Origin of the sequence: Paenibacillus lacisoli (assembly GCF_030580655.1) — a bacterium.
GTDB classification, from domain to species: domain Bacteria; phylum Bacillota; class Bacilli; order Paenibacillales; family Paenibacillaceae; genus Paenibacillus; species Paenibacillus lacisoli.
This window is the reverse complement of sequence record NZ_JAUQTB010000005.1, coordinates 244909-260600: the sequence shown is the minus strand read 5'-3', so window position 1 is coordinate 260600 and position 15692 is coordinate 244909. Positions and strand designations below refer to the sequence as shown.

Genomic DNA, 15692 nt, shown 5'->3' with positions numbered 1-15692 from the left:
ACTGACGCCGGTAGACTACCGACGCCAGTTTGCTGCCTAGGTGTTTTTTCAATGTCTACTAAATGGGGTCTTGACCATTCGGAGAACAGGCGGGTTTTTGTATGACCCTAAAAGGTTCTAGGTTGGTTTCATCTCAGAACTGTGATCATAATAGGTCTTTAAGGTTCGCAATTGCGGGAACATATACATCCACAGAATGGCGACGCCGATCGTGCCGACACCGCCGATGACCGTAGCCGTCACAGGACCAAACCAATAGGCCATCGTTCCGGATTCGAATTCACCCAGCTGGTTGGAGGCCCCGATGAATAGCATGTTGACTGCGTTCACACGGCCCTGCATATCTTGAGGCGTATTCAACTGAACGAGAGTGGTCCGGATGACGACACTCACAACATCTGACGCACCGATCAGGAAGAGGGCTATCAGCGAGAGGGTAAGATTCTTGGATACGGCGAACAGCACCGTGGCAAGGCCGAAGACAGCCAGCGAGCTGAACAGAAACTTGCCGATGGCGTGCTGAATCGAGAACCGGGTAAGCACCAGTGACATCAGCAGGGCACCCACCGCCGGAGCGGTACGCATCAAGCCGAGCCCCCAGGTTCCGGTATGCAGAACTTCATCCGAGAAGATGGGCAGCAGCGCTGTTGCGCCGCCAAGAAGTACCGCAAACAGGTCCAGGGAGATCGTTCCCAGAATGATTTTCCGCTTGAAGACGAACCGCAGTCCATTCAAGAGGGAATCCATGTTAGAGGTTTCCTCTTTGCGAATCACGCGGCGTATTTTTATCGAGAAGATCAGGGAAGCCGAAATAAGCAGGGCTGCAATCGCAATGCCGTAGACAATCGATGGCCCAAAGCGCAGCAGCACACCGCCCAATGCAGGCCCGATAATGGAGGCGGTCTGTCCTGCTGATGCCGACCAGGCAGCCGCCTGCGGCAGTTCCTTCTTCTCCACGATGTCAGGAACCAGCGCCGCTGAAGTAGGGCTCTCAAAGGCTCTGGCAGTTCCCAATACGGCAGCTGCAATCAGAATATGATAGCTCTGAACCCAGTCCCCGAGGCTGGCCGCAAACAGCAGCGCAACGATGGCCCCCTCCGCAAGCTGACAGATAAAAATGATCGTGCGGCGGTCAAAACGGTCTGCAACCTGTCCGGCTACCAGCGTCAGGAGCAGCATGGGGATAAATTCGACGAGGCCGACAAGGCCGAGACTGAATGCATTATTCGTCAGGGCATACATGTGCCAGCTGATGGCAACGGTTAACATTTGAAATGAGGTGGTTGAGAAAATCCGGGCTAGCCACAAGTGGCGGAACGAGCGGATTCTAAGAACGGATGACGTATTTGCGGCTATGGTGATTCCCTCCTGCTGAAGTGATCAGCTTTCATTTTTTTCATATAAGCTCAAGACCCGATTTCCGGATGTTTATCCCTAATTTTCTGATACTGCTCTCCGTATTTGGAGACCAGTTCATTCCCGAAGTCCTGCTCAATCTGCAGAATAACTACGTCATGCACATAGGCATTCTTCAGCTGATCGATAATGCTGGGATGGTTGCTTTCCAGTAACGAGGCTTCCGCAGAGGATCCGAGACTGCCAATTAAGGCTGCCTCCTGGTCACACAGCAGGGAGAAGTGTCTGATCTGGCCGGGCGCTGAAGCCGGGCGCTGATGAATAATAACATGCTGGAGCTGTGTTCTGTACTCTCCCATTACAATCACATGAACAGAAACTCCCCGCCGCTCTGCCTCAAGCAATGGCTCCTCCATCTGAGGCAGGTCTTCTGCCCACACATCAACCAGGACGTTTCGTTCCGCATTCGCAATCAGGCGCCGGATCGTCTGCTGTACAAGCTTGTCTCCTTTCCAGTTTGCAAAAAAGGGCGGGGCACTTGGCGGGGCAGACAGCTCTTCGACTAAAAGCCGCGAGGTCCGGTCAAAATCAGTCTGCAGCAGCCTCACGACCTGCTTGATCGGCACCGCCTCGTAGAGAACGGGTTCACCTTCAATCTGACGGCAGATTCCTTTCTCGTGCAGCGTCCGTAGTGCCGCATACACATTAGTCCGTGATACGGAAACATGTTTGGCGACCTCGTATCCAGACACATGAGACTTCTCATGCAGTACCAGGTAGCATTTTGCCTCCAGCTCGGACATACCAAGTTTCCGTAATGATTCGATCATAGGCACCTTCCATTCTGCAAATAATTATAGTGTTATTCTAGAATACGACTACAATAGGCGTCAATCTAAATTTACATATTAACCTCGTTAATAAAGTGAATTTGGTCCCTTGCAGTTACAGTTTCAGAACTTGTTTAGTATGCTATTAGACTCAGCCAGCTTAGTTATATTTGAATCAAATGAACCATTAAATTAATTCCAGAAAATGACGAAAAAAACATAGTACAATCGTACAGGTTCTCACTCGTGAGAAGGGAGATGCTTTGCGAAAGTTATTTATACTGCTCCCTAAGTCTCATCCCAAGAAGGGGATTAAAACAGGGAGGTTGCTTTATGATTCGGGTAACAGCAGATATTCAATGCAGTTTAGAAGGAGTTGCAAAAGATGGCGAACCCATATGATGAATTAGTAGGACGTGTACTGAAAGAGAATATTAATGACGCATCAGGCGTGCTTTTAGTCTCCAAAGGAACAGCATTATCCCGGAGCCATGTCAACAAATTGAAAAATTTCAAAATTGAAATAGAAGATATTAAGTGTGCATTGAGCCGGGAATTAGAAGAATCACAAGCTGCCCATAAGCAATCAGATCAACCTGTCGTCCAATTTACCACACAGGATACACGCGAGCTGATTAACAAAACGGAGGTATATCTTCAGGACATTGACAGGATCATTCAGGATCAGGGCGCCATCCCTGTAAGCGAGATTGAAGAAAAGCTAATTCCAGCTATAACAGAGGCTACAAATTCACGGAGCCTGTTCGGATTGTTGTCTGAACTCAAGGAAAAAGAGGACTATCGCTATAAACAGAGCATAGGTGTTGCAGTAACGGCTACCAAATTGGGGAAACAGCTGCGATTGAATCAGCATGAGCTGAAACTGCTTACCACAGCGGCAACTTTGTACGATATGGGTTCCTTAAAATTGCCTTCCTCTCTGATTAATAAGCCGGATAAGCTGACATTTCACGAACAGGAAATCATGAAGCAGCATACCGTGTGGGGATATGACCTTATTCAAAATTCGGACGTCGATCCCCGGGTTGCTTTGGTGGCTCTTCAGCATCATGAAAGAGAGAATGGAAGCGGTTATCCCAACGGGCTGAAAGGAGAGCAGATTGATCCTCTAAGCAAGATCGTTGCACTGGCTGATGTCTATGTAGCGATGATTTCGGAACGTCCCTACCGGCCCCCATTTCCTTTCTATGAAGTAGTCCAGCACATACATAACGGAATTATCCAGAATATATATGATTCTCAAACTGGCTTGACATTGTTGGCATCCCTCATGAACGGTCAGCTTGGTTGCGAGGTTGTATTATCAAATTATCAGCGAGGCCAGATCGTCATGGTTCATCCGAATTACCCTACGCGTCCGTTAATTGCATTAAGCGAAACGGAATTCCTGGATCTTAGTAAAGATAAGGGAATTTCAATTAAGGAGATTGTAGGATGATTCGATTCGAATCATACATAATCAAAGAACGTATAATGTTGGACGACAGGATTTTGAAAGAGGATATTTCATATCTGGCCGAGGCTGCGGCAGCCCTTCATTTTAGTTCGGCCAGGATGAACAAATTGGTTAATATTCTCCGGCGTAACGGATACCAGACGATAGAGGATATTGCCAATGTGAGTGAACATCAGCTTCGGCTGATCAAGTACATGGGGGAACAGACTTTTGAACTGCTCTTCTCCTTATTGATGTTTCTGTCTTGTGAAGAACCGGCACAGAATAAGGACAAGGTATTGATTCATACATAGAAGCATCTAACAAGAAGCTCAACGATTTTTCGCTGGGTTTCTTTTTTTGTTTAATTAAGTCTGGACAAAAGGAAGGAGAAGGATTATGTTTAAACTTATTAAAAGTATTTTAAAAAGTGGCGGTGAGTGAAATCTTTATGACTCCGATGATGAGCAATACCAGACAAATCAAGAGAATGAACCAGGAGCTGGTACGGCAGGCTCTCCGAACGATGAAAAAAGGAACCAAGTCCATGGTGGCCCAAGCAACGGGTCTGAGTGTAGCAACTTGCGGCAGCATCCTGAATGAGCTGCTTGCTACTGGTGAGCTGCTGGAGCTGGAAATGGAGGAATCCAGCGGTGGACGGCCCGCGAGAGTGTATCAGTATAACGTAAATTACGCTTATGTTGCCTGCATGATCATTAGAGCGGGTGTCAAGAAACATTCACTGACCTTTACAGTTGTTAATTTGGCAGGTGAGCAGGTGGATGAAGGTTTTGAGGAGGTTACAAGCCTGCTTCCGTCTGTGATCGAACAATGGGTGGACACGCTGATGAACCGATTCCCCCAAATCCGGGCTGTCGGGATCGGTGTACCGGGTGCCGTGAATGAGGGGGCCATCAATGTGTGCGACATCCCTGAGCTGGTTCATGTACCGCTCGAAACCAGGATCCGCGAGAAACATGGCGTACAGGTCATTATGGAAAATGATATGAACCTGATGGTGTATGGCTTTTATCAAAAGCAGGACTATGAAGAAGAAAAGTCAGTTGCTGTGGCAACATTTATCAGAGGAAGCCTTCCTGGAGCGGGCATGATGGTAAATGGACATATTCATAGGGGCAGTACACGTTTTGCAGGAGAGATCGCCTTTTTGCCGTTCGGCTTATCCCACGAAGAACAATTTCGTAAGCTGCATGATCGGCGGACCTTTCCTTCTCTTGCTGCCTGCAGCATATCCAGCCTCATCGCTGTATTGAACCCGGATACGATTGCGCTGACAGGAGACTTGGTGGAGCCGGATGACCTGGATCTGATTCGACAAGATTGTCTGAAATATATACCGGAGATGCATATGCCGGAATTAACCCTGCTGGAGAAGCCCGATGAGGACTATATGTATGGTCTTAGTTCGATGACTTTAGAAAGTCTGACATACTCGCTGCAGCTGGTGGAGAAACGGAGGTAACGCGCAGTGATGGCAACAAAACACTCTACGGATCTCCGTATTGTACGTAATATTTTGTTTCTGCTGTTTGCCCTGCCGGGATTGTCCTTTGCCTCCTGGGTCTCGCAAACCCCGGCAGTGCGGGACTTGCTACAAATCTCGACTTCAGAGATGGGAATTATCATATTCGCGATTGCTGCTGGGTCGATGATCGGCTTGCTGGGGACGGGCACAGTCATTGCACGAAAGGGGGCCCGCTGGGTGATTATGGGCAGCTCCCTGCTGATTTTGACCGGATTTGTAATCACTGGAGCAGGTATAACCTTAAAGATGGTCCCGGTTGTTATCATTGGGCTGCTGGTATTTGGCTGTGGCTACGGTTCTGCAGAGGTCGGTTTGAATGTGGAAGGATCGGCTGTGGAGAAAGCGTTAAATCGGACACTTTTACCGGCATTTCATGGCTTTTTCAGCGTGGGAACCCTTGCAGGGGCTGCAATCGGTGCAGGTGCCGTGGCGGTGCATTTGCCCATCATTGCTCATTTCTCCATCTTGGCTCTTTTGATAGCTGCTGCCATCTTGTACTGCTATCGTTACCTGCCTGGCGATACCGGAAAGGAACAAGCCTCATCAGGTGAGCACAAAGCTTCGTCTCTGAAGCAGCAGTTCCTGGTGTTCAAGGAGAAGCGAACGCTGCTGATCGGTATTATCGTATTGGGTATGGCGTTCGCCGAGGGCTCAGCTAACGACTGGCTGCCTCTAACGATGGTAGATGGCTATGATGTAAGTTCACTCACGGGAACCTTTGTTTATGGATTGTTTGTTGCGGCGATGACACTGGGGCGTTTTGCAGGCGGATGGGTTCTGGACCGTTATGGAAGGGTGCCTGTGCTGGGTGGCTGCGCGTCAGCCGCTGTCATAGGCATCGCACTTGTGATCTGGGGGCAGCATTACCTGATTGCCTCCGTTGGTGTCGTGCTGTGGGGGCTGGGTGCTTCACTCGGCTTTCCTGTCGGATTATCTGCAGCCGGCGATGAACCGAAGGGAGCGGCAGCTCGAGTCGGTGCCGTGGCTGCGACAGGCTACCTCGCATTTCTGGCAGGACCGCCGTTCCTCGGGTTTCTGGGTGAACACTATGGATTGCTTCGTGCCCTCATCATCGTCTTGATCGGTGTCATTGCTGCAGGTGTTTTATCCAAAGCAGCAAGTCCACTTGGGCACGTAAGGAATCACAATAATCAAGAGAGGCTGGAATCCTAAATATGAAAACAGAAAAACAAAAAATGCTGGATGGCGAACTCTATATCGCTGCAGATCCTGAGCTGACACGTGAGCGGGCATACGCCCGGCAGATGACACGGTTGTACAACCAGACCACTGAGGTGGATGAAGAGCGGCGGGTACAGATTCTTAAAGAGCTTTTGGGATCAACAGGCACTCACTTGAGTATGGAGCCGAACATCCGGTTTGACTATGGCTACAACATTCATGTCGGAGAACATTTCTACGCGAACTTTGACTGCACCATACTGGATGTATGCGAAGTGCGGATTGGTGATAACTGTCTGTTCGGACCTGGCGTTCATATCTATACGGCGACCCATCCGGTGAACCCGTATGAACGGATTAAGGGGCCTGAGTACGGCAAGCCGGTGACGATTGGCAATAATGTATGGGTCGGCGGCCGGGCAGTCATTAATCCCGGGGTGACCATTGGCAACAACGTGGTTATCGCTTCAGGAGCTGTTATAACTAAGGATGTTCCAGATCACATGATTGTCGGGGGCAATCCGGCTAAGTTTATTAAGGAAGTTGATTTCAGTCACTAAAATATTCCAACATCTCACCGGGATCGAAGGCTGCCTGACGGAGGTGTTGAGGGGACGGCTCTCCATGGAGGCTGTCCCTTTTTGTGTGCTATGAAGGCATCGAGAATAAGGACAAAGGCAGGCGGCAAGCGAATCCTCCTTCTTTTTTGTACAGCCAGGGCATATCCATGTAGGGAGGGCGTGTTCGCTTCAGGGGGAATGAGTCATGGGGAGAAGGGCGAGATGGCACAGTCAAAAAACGGGCAAACCGCGGAGCAGAAGAAAATGGTGGATTGTTGGACTGCTGATCATGCTGATCGTACTGCTGCAGATTTTTGCTTATGTTGAACGTAATTTGAAGCCGCCGATTGAGCATTTGGCCAAAATCAGGGTAAAGCAGGCAGCGACTGAGGCAATCAATGCAGCGATAACAGCCCAAGTGGCCGAGCGTAAGGATCTTGATAAGCTTATTGATTGGAGAATGGACGACAAGGGCAAGGTTTCAGGCTTCATGCTGAACTATGGGGAGCATATGCAGATTACCTCAGAAACGCTTAAAATTGTTCAGTCCACGCTGCAGGACATGCACACACTTAAGGAAAGCATCCCGCTCGGGCAGGCACTGGGAAGCCCTGTACTGGCATCATTTGGACCTAATATCCCGGTCAAGATAGAGCCGCAGGGTGCGGTTAAGGTGGATCTGAATACAAGACAGCAGGACGCCGGGATTAACATGGTACTGGTTGAGGTTTATATCCATATTACCGCCGAGGTGGCTGTTGTGGTCCCTTTTGATATGGCACCCGAGGTTGTGGATACGGAGATTCCAATTTCTTACCTGATGGTGGTGGGGGATGTGCCTATGTATTATTATGACAGTAAAGGCCGGCCCGTCGGAGAGAATGGCGGCAGCGCGCCTAACATTTCGTTACCGATGGGTACAGGCAAGAACAGCAGCGGGATCGGGAGCACCGGAACGGGCGTAACCGAGCAGGAAAGCAGTGAAATCCCTGGCGTATCCCGGCAGTCCGCGGATCATGAAGTAGACGGCAGTTCCGACGTCTCCGGCACTACGGAGGAAGACAGCGGCGGTTGACGAAGCCAGCATAACAGGAAAAGGTAGATTCATACAAAAAAAAGAAGGGCCCGTTTATGTCCGTGGGCCCTTCTTTTTGCTGCGGATCGCTGTACGTTCGGCATTTTCCCACTGATGGAGCAGAGGGTACGGGTCAAAAGACCACTCGGTCAACCCGTTATCGCGATAGATACCGTAGTGCAGGTGCGGAGGGAATTTGCCCTGTGTACCGGGCTTGCCATAGCCTGAACTCCCTACCCAGCCCAGCGTCTGACCGGGCTTAACGAGGTCACCGGTGCTGATACTCTTGTCATAACCGGACAGATGAGCGTAATAATGGTAATGGTTATCCAGGTCACGAATCCCGATTCGCCACCCGCCAAACGGATTCCAGCCCTTGACCTCCACGATGCCAAAACAGGTGCTGCGCACCGGGACGCCATAACGGGCAAATAAATCCGTCCCTTCATGAATCCGATAACCGCCCCAGCTGCGTCCGCTTCCCCATGTGCTGCGATAGGAATAATCGGAGCTGACTGGAAGCGGGAAGGCGTGAGCATGGAGATCCAGCGTATCGAAGGATTGATACATGCGCGCGAACTGCTGAATTCGCTGAACCGCACGGCTGTTGTGATAATAACTCCACAATGCCTGATGGAAATCTTCCTCCCTTAATCCAAACCGGATAATCTGCCGGGACATCGTGTACATCAGGTCAAGATCATTCTCTCGATCTGCTAGGCCGTCTCCGGAACCATCCAAGCCTACCCCAGAGAAGAGCGCAATAGACCGCGGGGACTGATCCGCAGGATCAGGGTTCAGTGCGCCGGCCCAGACCGCTTCGGAGAAGACGATGCCTGTCAGCCTCTGGGAATGCCTGCGGTCCTTGGGATGTGCTGTAGTCATAGTACGTTCGTACTGATCGATAGCAGCCAGCCGGTACCACGGGATATGTGTTACTGCGGCCATGTGGTCGTACAGTGCACGACGCTCTTCCAGCATGCTCTTCTTGCCAGCTGACTGCTTGTCCCCGGCTTGAGCATGCTGGCTGGGAACAGCTCCGACAGAAGCAGCGGGCAGTGAGATCAGGCAAACGAGCAGTGCAAGTACGGTCCTGACAATGGGGTTGTTCCGTCTCGGAAGCGGTGATGTGGACACAGAGCTTGACACCTACCTTTTAAAATCAGATTGCTGGCCTTCAAAGGATGCAGAAGGAAGTCTTTCGGTTAGGTTCAATCAAATCGGCCGTCTTTATTCCTCATCCTGAAAAAGGAAATACGAATCAGATCCATGAAGCATTCTTCCCGGCATTCATGTTATAATATGTGGCAGCAGACAATCTAACTTCTCTTTCAGAAAGAAGGTCTATAAGCAGTGTCCAAAAAAGTCAAAGAACCGAAGCCGGATTGGATCCGGATTAAGCTGACGACAGGTGACAACTATCAGGAAATTAAGGATATGATGCGTTCCAAAACCTTACATACGGTCTGTGAGGAAGCACGATGCCCTAACATATATGAATGCTGGGCGAACCGTACGGCAACGTTTATGATTCTGGGTGATATCTGTACTCGTGCCTGCCGCTTCTGCGCCGTGAACACCGGATTGCCTACAGAGCTGGATCTGCAGGAACCGGAACGTGTGGCGGAGGCTGCGGAACAGATGAATCTTCGGCACTGTGTCATTACCAGTGTGGCGAGGGATGACCTGAGTGACGGCGGGGCTTCCATCTTTGCCGGGAGTGTAAAGGCGGTTCGGTCACGTCTGCCATTGTGCAGCGTGGAAGTGCTTATTCCCGATTTTATGGGGGATGAGGCTTCTCTGAAGATTGTGATGGACAGCAAGCCGGATATTCTGAACCACAATATAGAGACTGTTGAGCGTTTGTCCGACAAGGTCAGAGCGAAGGCCAAATACCGCCGCTCTCTGGAGCTGCTCCAGCGGGCCAAAGCGATGCAGCCTGAGATCCCAACAAAATCCAGCATCATGCTGGGTGTAGGCGAAGAGTGGAACGAAATTCTGCAGGCGATGGATGATCTGCGTGCTGTGGATTGCAATATTTTAACAATCGGGCAGTATTTGCAGCCTTCGGACAAGCATTTGTACGTGGAGAAATATTATACGCCTGAGCAGTTTGCTCAGCTGAAGGAAGAGGGACTGAAGCGCGGCTTCAGTCATGTAGAGTCCGGTCCGATGGTACGCAGCTCGTATCATGCGCATGAGCAGGTGAAGTCAGCTGCGGGCCGCCAGGTGGAGAGCCGGATTACCCAGGCTTGATCCCTGAGCGGGCAGAACAGGACTAATGAATGGAAAGGCGGGGAGAAACACATTGTTTCATATCAGCGGTAAAACATATGAAGTAGTTCAGGATTATAAAAACGGCTGGAATCCCGAAGCTTTCCGTGACCGATATAGTGAAGTGCTGGACCGGTATGATTACATTATCGGCGACTGGGGATACAGCCAGCTGCGTTTAAAGGGCTTTTACAAGGAAGGTCATCCCAAGGCGAATCGGGATACATCCGTTGTCAGCATTATGGAATACATCAACGAGTACTGCAACTTCGGATGTGCTTACTTCGTTCTGCAGAAGAGCAAAGAGAAGCCCGTACGCCAGGAAGATATTCCATCCTCGGAGAGTGAGGGCGATGAAGCTCTGACGCAGCCGGTGCAAGGGACAGAGCTGCTGGATTCCGTGGTCTCGCAGGAGACCGCAACGGCGGCTGAAGCGGCTCCGGCTGCTGTTCCGGCTGACGAGAAGACGACAGCCGAAGCTTCAGAGCCAGCCGCTTCCGCAGCGGAAACGGCGGCTGCCGAAACACAGGCGCCTATGAAGGAGACTTCCCGTGAAGGCAGGATTGAAGGCAGGATTGAGAACCGCTACCGTTCACCTCAGCGGGAACAGCAGGAGAGCCGGGAAAGGGAGCGGTCTTCACGCCGGGAACGCAGCAGTCATGCCGGTGCGGGCGAGGCTTCCGAGCGCAGTGAAGGCAAAGAGACTAAGGACGTCAAGGAAAACAAAGAGAAGCCTTACCGCCGGGATCGAAGCTCCTATAAGGAACGCCAGGAACGCCGCGAGCGTGAACGCAGCAATGGCGAGTCCAGAGACAAGAGTGAATCTAGAGCTAAGCCGGATTCCCGGGAGAAGGGGGAGCAGCGATCCCGCTCAGAGAACCGGGATCGCAGCCAGGGCCGGGACCGTACAGAATTCTCGCGCGAGAAGAAAGAAAACCGCGAGAAACCGGCAGGGCAGCGTGAACGCGGCGAATCGCGTGCGAAGGTCTCTGCCGCACCGGAGCGGAGTGAACGCCGGGAGAAGCCGTCCCGCAAGGACGGCACTGCAGCTCCAGAGCAGCGCGGCAGCCGCCCGGACCGCAGTGAATCCAGGAAGGAAGCACCGAACGGGGATTCCAGGTCATAAATCAATACAGTCCAAAAAAGCGTTTCCCTCACCTGAGGGAAACGCTTTTGTCGTTGGTGAGCAATGACTAGCTCAGAAAGGCATTCCGCACCCGGTTCCAGAACGGGAAAGGGCGGTAGCGGGCAAAGCTGATCTTCTGATTGGACACTTGGCAGCGGACCGAAATCAAATCATCGACCGGGATGTTCAGATGGTCGAGCGTCAGTACAAGCCGCTGCTCCTTGCGGGAAAAGATGTCACAGTGATGATGCTTCGGCAGCAGCAGCGACGAGCCTAAGGTACGATAAACCCGGTTATTGATCGAGGCAATTTCGGCTAGCTGAAGGGCTTCAATCTGCGGGTGTACCATGGCGCCCCCAAGAGCCTTGTTGTATGCCGTACTTCCGGAAGGTGTTGAAATGCAGATTCCGTCTCCGCGGAACATTTCAAACGTGACATCATTGATATCCACCTGGGCCACGACGGTACCGTCCACGCCCTTCAGTGTAAACTCATTCAAAGCAATATGCGAAGAGTTCCCCGATTTTTTGTAAATATCCAGTTCAATCAAGGGGTACTGAACGATGCGTGGCTTTTTGGGCTCCTGGCCGTTTTTTCCGCTCATATGATCAACGAGATCATGCAGCTCGTCAGCCCGCCAATCGGCATAGAAGCCAAGGTGACCGGTATGTACGCCAACAAAGGCCATGTCGGACAATCTGTCGATAAACGTATGAAACGCATGCAGCATCGTGCCATCCCCTCCAATGGAGACGACAATTTCGGGGGACTCGGCGTCCAGCTCGAAGCCTCTCTCGGAAGCCAGCCGGTGAAACTGTTGGGCCAAGTCTACCGATAGCTGATCCCCGCGGTCCAGAACATAATATCTCAAGATGAAAGCTCCTTTGTTTGGGTTTATATCGATCATAATCAATTATAAGAAAGAAAACAATGTTTGAGGGACTGGCATTTTTACAATATGAGCGAAAAAACGTGAAACAGAGGCTACTTCCAGCCGGAAAAATAGAGCTTTATCCGTTTCCAGCCGGAAGCAGCCCCGGCCAGAAGCAGCAGCAGGCCCAGCAGCAGCAGAAGCCATTGTATCTGCAGGGACACATAAGCAAACAGGCCTGGCTGAGCGTCTGCCCCTGTATCCTTAAAAGGAGCCAGCACCGACATCGATGAGCCCATCAGAGGATGATACAGACACAAAACCAGAATAGATGCAAGCATACCATGGACCAGCCGTGCAATCATAAAAGGCAGATAACGAAGAGGCGTATCATTCAGGATGCTTGCGACCTGGGCATGAACAGATAATCCGCCCCATGACAGGATAAACGCAGCGGCAGCCAATTTATACTCCAGAGGAATGCCTTCACCGGCGCTGCCGGCTCCACGCGCACCTAGCGTTACTTCGAACAGGCCGCCAATCATCGCTTCCGTCAGCTGCATCGGAATACCGGCCATGCCCAGAAGGTGGCCGACCCCAGCATACAATCCGCCCATGAGTCCTGCGCGTGTGGTGACTTCAAGCATGACAGAGAAGAATACAACCAGTCCCCCGACGACCATAATAAGCTGTAAGGATGAGGATATGGACTGCTGAAGCAGTTCTCCCAGCCTGCGGCCGTCCTGAATACGAGCATGGTGCATGGCAGAAAGTGCCCGGCGTAAACGGCTTCTTCGCTGTTCTGTACTCTGCGGCTCAGCGGATGGTCTGGACTTAGGCAAGCGGGAAGGTCTTTTCGTTCCGTGAAAACGCATGAGCAGCCCAACCAGCAATCCCCCTCCATAATGGGCTGAAGCCAGCACAAGCGCAGCCTGGGGATTATGAAAAAAGCCAACGGACACGGCGCCGATCAGAAAGATAGGGTCCGATGAGGTCGTAAATGCGACCAGCCGTTCTCCTTCCTCGCGGGTTAGAAGCTGCTCCTGATACAATTTGGCGGTCAGCTTGGCCCCAATGGGATAGCCAGATGCATAACCCATAGCTGCCACAAATCCGCCGCTGCCGGGAATTCGGAAGACCGGCTGCATGAGCGGATCGAGCAGCGTGCCGATAAAATGTACAATTCCGAAGCCGAGCAGCAGCTCGGAGATGACAAAAAAGGGAAACAGTGAGGGAAACAGCACGTCCCACCAGATGGCAAGTCCGCGTATACCGGCATCCCAAGCAGCCTGGGGATACAGAACCAGGAGCAGACAAAGTCCGGACAGCAGCGCAGCGATCACGGGAACGGACCAACGATGAATAAGCGACAAAGGAAGGCCTCCTTCAGAACTCAATCGAACCGGCTGGTACAAGTGTATGAAGAGCCTGGGACAAACAGCACATTTTTTTATAGAAAGCGTTTACAAAACAGGCTGTTTTTTGACATCGATTATGATAGAATATCCTTAAAGCGATAACGGTTGATTGACTAACTTATTGGGATGGAGTGATGAGTATGAGTATCGTCGCCGGAATTTTTGTTTGCGCATTTGTGTATGTGATCCGAGCCTCTCTTGTCCATCCTGGTGAAGAGGATTGGCGCAGCTACTAGGTTTTTATACTCATGGTGCTAAACATCGTTTAGCGCCATTTTTTGTTTTTTGTTATACTTTAAAACAGGTTGATCCGGTCTAAATTGAATGGAAAGTTGGGACAACATGAATCCGAACCAAACGATATATGAGAACCTTGGCGGAGCCGAGGGCGTGCGTGCCCTAGTAGAAGCCTTTTACCCCAAAGTACAGCAAAATCCGCTGCTGGGACCGCTGTTCCCTGCGGATATTCACCCGGTGATGGAGAAACAGTATATGTTCCTCAGCCAGTTTTTCGGCGGTCCTTCTCTGTACTCCGATGAATACGGCCATCCCATGATGCGGGCACGGCATATGCGGTTCGAGGTCACGAATGATCGTGCGGAAGCATGGCTGGCCTGTATGGCGGATGCGCTGGATGACACAGGTGTAGAGGAGCCGCTGCGCTCTTTTATTCTCCAGAGGCTCGCAGGTCCGGCGTTCCACTTTGTAAATACACCCTGATTGCCGATAATATAGAAGATATAGATTTGTTAGGCGGAAAGGGATGTCCTAAGTGGAATTAAAACCGTTGTACCAATTAAAAGTGTCCTGTGTCCATTGTGAACATGAGTTTATGACGTCAAGAGTACGGCCCAGCTTCAAAAAAGCGATTCGTACCGATTCCGACTTCTGCGCTTACTATAAATCCGAAAATCCCGACTTTTATGTAGTCCGTGTATGTCCGCAATGCGGCTTTGCTTCGACAGAGCACTCCATGGAAAGGCTGACGGACGCACAAAAGCAAAGGTTCTCCGAGCAGGTCAGCAGCCGCTGGCAGCCCCGGGATTACAGTGAGGAGCGCACCTGGGAGCATGCTCTCGAGACGTACAAGCTTGCTCTTCTGTGCGCACAGATTATCGGGGAGAAGGAGCGTATTATAGCCAGTCTGCTTCAGCATATCGCCTGGCTGTACCGTTACCGTGAGGAGCATGAGCAGGAGCTGCGCTTTCTGAACTTCAGTCTGGAGTCCTATGTCCGTGTTTACGAACTGGAAGGGGCAGGGGCCAACAATGCACGCCTATTGTATCTGATTGGTGAGCTGAACCGGCGGATTGGTAATTTCCATGAAGCGGTGCGCTGGTTCTCCAGAGTCATTAATGACCAGAGCATCGTTGATGCGGCCATGATCAGAGCTTCACGCGAACAATGGGCTGTTCTCCGGGAGCAGATGCAGCACAAGCAAATGGAGCTTCCTGAAGAAATGAAGCAGGGAAACTAGTAATTTTGGCCAAATCATCATACAATTATAACAAAGTAAAAAAGGAGTGCACCGGCAGCCGGTGACTCCTTTATCTTTGTATCCGTCCTACCGAAGCGGAGAATCTGCCAACAAGTAATCGTCGTCGGTATCTACCAGCGTAACCCGATGATGGCAGCAGGGGAAGACAAGCAGTTTCTTTTTGCCTTCACGGATTTCGACAAGCTCTCTGGGCTTCATGGGGAGCAGTACCTGCTCTTTCCTGCAGAAGGGGCACTCCTGTACATATACATCACCCATGATCACATCATAAGGCCAGGTATTCTCAAAAGGGATCATTCGCTGCCTTCCTTGCCGCCGTCTCCCGGATTCTCATCCTTGGCCAGCTCCGCGAGCTTCTGGAGTAAAATATGCTGCGGCATATGCATCAGATGCTCCAGAGGAACTCCGAGCTTCTCCGACAGCTTCAAAGCCGTCTCCGGCGAGATTTGTAATGGTCTCATACTCTAACCTCCTTGTAGGTTTCCTGTACTCTATAGTTA

The 15692-nt window shown here is 51.0% G+C and carries 17 protein-coding genes; 10 read left to right on the top strand and 7 right to left on the bottom strand.

What is annotated here, in order from left to right; genetic code table 11:
* Nucleotides 1–117 precede the first annotated feature (117 nt).
* Both Q5741_RS11880 and Q5741_RS11875 read right to left on the bottom strand, forming a co-directional pair.
* Nucleotides 118–1362, bottom strand: coding sequence for an MFS transporter (locus tag Q5741_RS11880; RefSeq protein ID WP_305024317.1), 1245 nt, complete (start codon nucleotides 1360–1362; stop codon nucleotides 118–120).
* Between the two features lie 44 nt (nucleotides 1363–1406).
* Entirely contained in the window at nucleotides 1407–2186 is a 780-nt protein-coding gene (locus Q5741_RS11875) for a TrmB family transcriptional regulator (RefSeq protein ID WP_305024307.1), read from the bottom strand.
* A gap of 385 nt (nucleotides 2187–2571) precedes the next feature.
* Between Q5741_RS11875 and Q5741_RS11870 the strand changes: the two genes are divergently transcribed.
* The 6 genes from Q5741_RS11870 to yunB all read left to right on the top strand — a co-directional run bounded on the left by Q5741_RS11870 (nucleotide 2572) and on the right by yunB (nucleotide 8005).
* Nucleotides 2572–3645, top strand: a complete 1074-nt coding sequence (locus Q5741_RS11870; protein ID WP_305024306.1) for an HD-GYP domain-containing protein — start codon at nucleotides 2572–2574, stop codon at nucleotides 3643–3645.
* Between the two features lie 116 nt (nucleotides 3646–3761).
* Complete coding sequence (locus Q5741_RS11865) at nucleotides 3762–3956, top strand: helix-hairpin-helix domain-containing protein (protein ID WP_305024305.1); 195 nt, start codon at nucleotides 3762–3764, stop codon at nucleotides 3954–3956.
* Nucleotides 3957–4105: 149 nt separating this feature from the next.
* A complete protein-coding gene (locus Q5741_RS11860) occupies nucleotides 4106–5125 on the top strand; it encodes an ROK family protein (protein WP_305024304.1) in 1020 nt (339 codons plus the stop codon).
* Nucleotides 5126–5134: 9 nt separating this feature from the next.
* Entirely contained in the window at nucleotides 5135–6361 is a 1227-nt protein-coding gene (locus Q5741_RS11855; RefSeq protein WP_305024303.1) for an MFS transporter, read from the top strand.
* A gap of 2 nt (nucleotides 6362–6363) precedes the next feature.
* Complete coding sequence (locus tag Q5741_RS11850) at nucleotides 6364–6930, top strand: sugar O-acetyltransferase (RefSeq protein ID WP_305024302.1); 567 nt, start codon at nucleotides 6364–6366, stop codon at nucleotides 6928–6930.
* Nucleotides 6931–7135: 205 nt separating this feature from the next.
* Nucleotides 7136–8005 carry a sporulation protein YunB gene (yunB, locus tag Q5741_RS11845; protein ID WP_305024301.1) on the top strand — a complete coding sequence of 290 codons (870 nt, stop codon included), beginning with the start codon at nucleotides 7136–7138 and terminating at the stop codon, nucleotides 8003–8005.
* Nucleotides 8006–8059: 54 nt separating this feature from the next.
* Here the strand turns inward: yunB and Q5741_RS11840 are convergent, their stop codons facing one another.
* Nucleotides 8060–9142 (bottom strand): M23 family metallopeptidase, encoded by a 1083-nt coding sequence (locus Q5741_RS11840; RefSeq protein WP_305024300.1) that lies wholly within the window; start codon nucleotides 9140–9142, stop codon nucleotides 8060–8062.
* A gap of 216 nt (nucleotides 9143–9358) precedes the next feature.
* On the opposite strand from Q5741_RS11840, the gene lipA reads away from it, so the two are divergent.
* The gene (gene lipA, locus Q5741_RS11835) at nucleotides 9359–10261 is read left to right on the top strand and encodes a lipoyl synthase (protein ID WP_305024299.1); all 903 of its coding nucleotides are present in this window, start codon (nucleotides 9359–9361) and stop codon (nucleotides 10259–10261) included.
* A 52-nt stretch (nucleotides 10262–10313) separates the two neighbouring features.
* A complete protein-coding gene (locus Q5741_RS11830; protein WP_305024298.1) occupies nucleotides 10314–11405 on the top strand; it encodes a YutD-like domain-containing protein in 1092 nt (363 codons plus the stop codon).
* Between the two features lie 67 nt (nucleotides 11406–11472).
* On the opposite strand, the gene Q5741_RS11825 is transcribed toward Q5741_RS11830, so the two are convergent.
* On the bottom strand, nucleotides 11473–12276 hold the full coding sequence (locus Q5741_RS11825) for an NAD kinase (RefSeq protein ID WP_305024297.1): 804 nt from the start codon (nucleotides 12274–12276) through the stop codon (nucleotides 11473–11475).
* Nucleotides 12277–12389: 113 nt separating this feature from the next.
* The gene (gene ylbJ, locus Q5741_RS11820; protein WP_305024296.1) at nucleotides 12390–13649 is read right to left on the bottom strand and encodes a sporulation integral membrane protein YlbJ; all 1260 of its coding nucleotides are present in this window, start codon (nucleotides 13647–13649) and stop codon (nucleotides 12390–12392) included.
* A 387-nt stretch (nucleotides 13650–14036) separates the two neighbouring features.
* Here ylbJ and Q5741_RS11815 point away from each other — a divergent pair, with 387 nt between their 5' ends.
* Together Q5741_RS11815 and Q5741_RS11810 are read left to right on the top strand one after the other, a co-directional pair.
* Nucleotides 14037–14414 carry a globin domain-containing protein gene (locus Q5741_RS11815; RefSeq protein WP_305024295.1) on the top strand — a complete coding sequence of 126 codons (378 nt, stop codon included), beginning with the start codon at nucleotides 14037–14039 and terminating at the stop codon, nucleotides 14412–14414.
* A 52-nt stretch (nucleotides 14415–14466) separates the two neighbouring features.
* Nucleotides 14467–15171 carry a DUF2225 domain-containing protein gene (locus tag Q5741_RS11810; RefSeq protein WP_305024294.1) on the top strand — a complete coding sequence of 235 codons (705 nt, stop codon included), beginning with the start codon at nucleotides 14467–14469 and terminating at the stop codon, nucleotides 15169–15171.
* Between the two features lie 87 nt (nucleotides 15172–15258).
* On the opposite strand, the gene Q5741_RS11805 is transcribed toward Q5741_RS11810, so the two are convergent.
* Together Q5741_RS11805 and Q5741_RS11800 are read right to left on the bottom strand one after the other, a co-directional pair.
* Nucleotides 15259–15489 carry a hypothetical protein gene (locus Q5741_RS11805; RefSeq protein ID WP_305024293.1) on the bottom strand — a complete coding sequence of 77 codons (231 nt, stop codon included), beginning with the start codon at nucleotides 15487–15489 and terminating at the stop codon, nucleotides 15259–15261.
* Nucleotides 15486–15653 (bottom strand): YycC family protein, encoded by a 168-nt coding sequence (locus Q5741_RS11800; RefSeq protein WP_305024292.1) that lies wholly within the window; start codon nucleotides 15651–15653, stop codon nucleotides 15486–15488. The genes Q5741_RS11805 and Q5741_RS11800 overlap by 4 nt, the downstream gene beginning before the upstream one ends.
* Nucleotides 15654–15692 lie beyond the last annotated feature (39 nt).

Excerpts from the sequence above, each read along its gene's own strand:
- Q5741_RS11875 (WP_305024307.1), bottom strand. The coding sequence starts at position 2,186 with ATGATCGAATCATTACGGAAACTTGGTATGTCCGAGCTGGAGGCAAAA.
- Q5741_RS11870 (WP_305024306.1), top strand. The coding sequence starts at position 2,572 with ATGGCGAACCCATATGATGAATTAGTAGGACGTGTACTGAAAGAGAAT.
- Q5741_RS11865 (WP_305024305.1), top strand. The coding sequence starts at position 3,762 with ATGAACAAATTGGTTAATATTCTCCGGCGTAACGGATACCAGACGATA.
- Q5741_RS11860 (WP_305024304.1), top strand. The coding sequence starts at position 4,106 with ATGAGCAATACCAGACAAATCAAGAGAATGAACCAGGAGCTGGTACGG.
- Q5741_RS11855 (WP_305024303.1), top strand. The coding sequence starts at position 5,135 with ATGGCAACAAAACACTCTACGGATCTCCGTATTGTACGTAATATTTTG.
- Q5741_RS11850 (WP_305024302.1), top strand. The coding sequence starts at position 6,364 with ATGAAAACAGAAAAACAAAAAATGCTGGATGGCGAACTCTATATCGCT.
- yunB (WP_305024301.1), top strand. The coding sequence starts at position 7,136 with ATGGGGAGAAGGGCGAGATGGCACAGTCAAAAAACGGGCAAACCGCGG.
- Q5741_RS11815 (WP_305024295.1), top strand. The coding sequence starts at position 14,037 with ATGAATCCGAACCAAACGATATATGAGAACCTTGGCGGAGCCGAGGGC.
- Q5741_RS11805 (WP_305024293.1), bottom strand. The coding sequence starts at position 15,489 with ATGATCCCTTTTGAGAATACCTGGCCTTATGATGTGATCATGGGTGAT.
- Q5741_RS11800 (WP_305024292.1), bottom strand. The coding sequence starts at position 15,653 with ATGAGACCATTACAAATCTCGCCGGAGACGGCTTTGAAGCTGTCGGAG.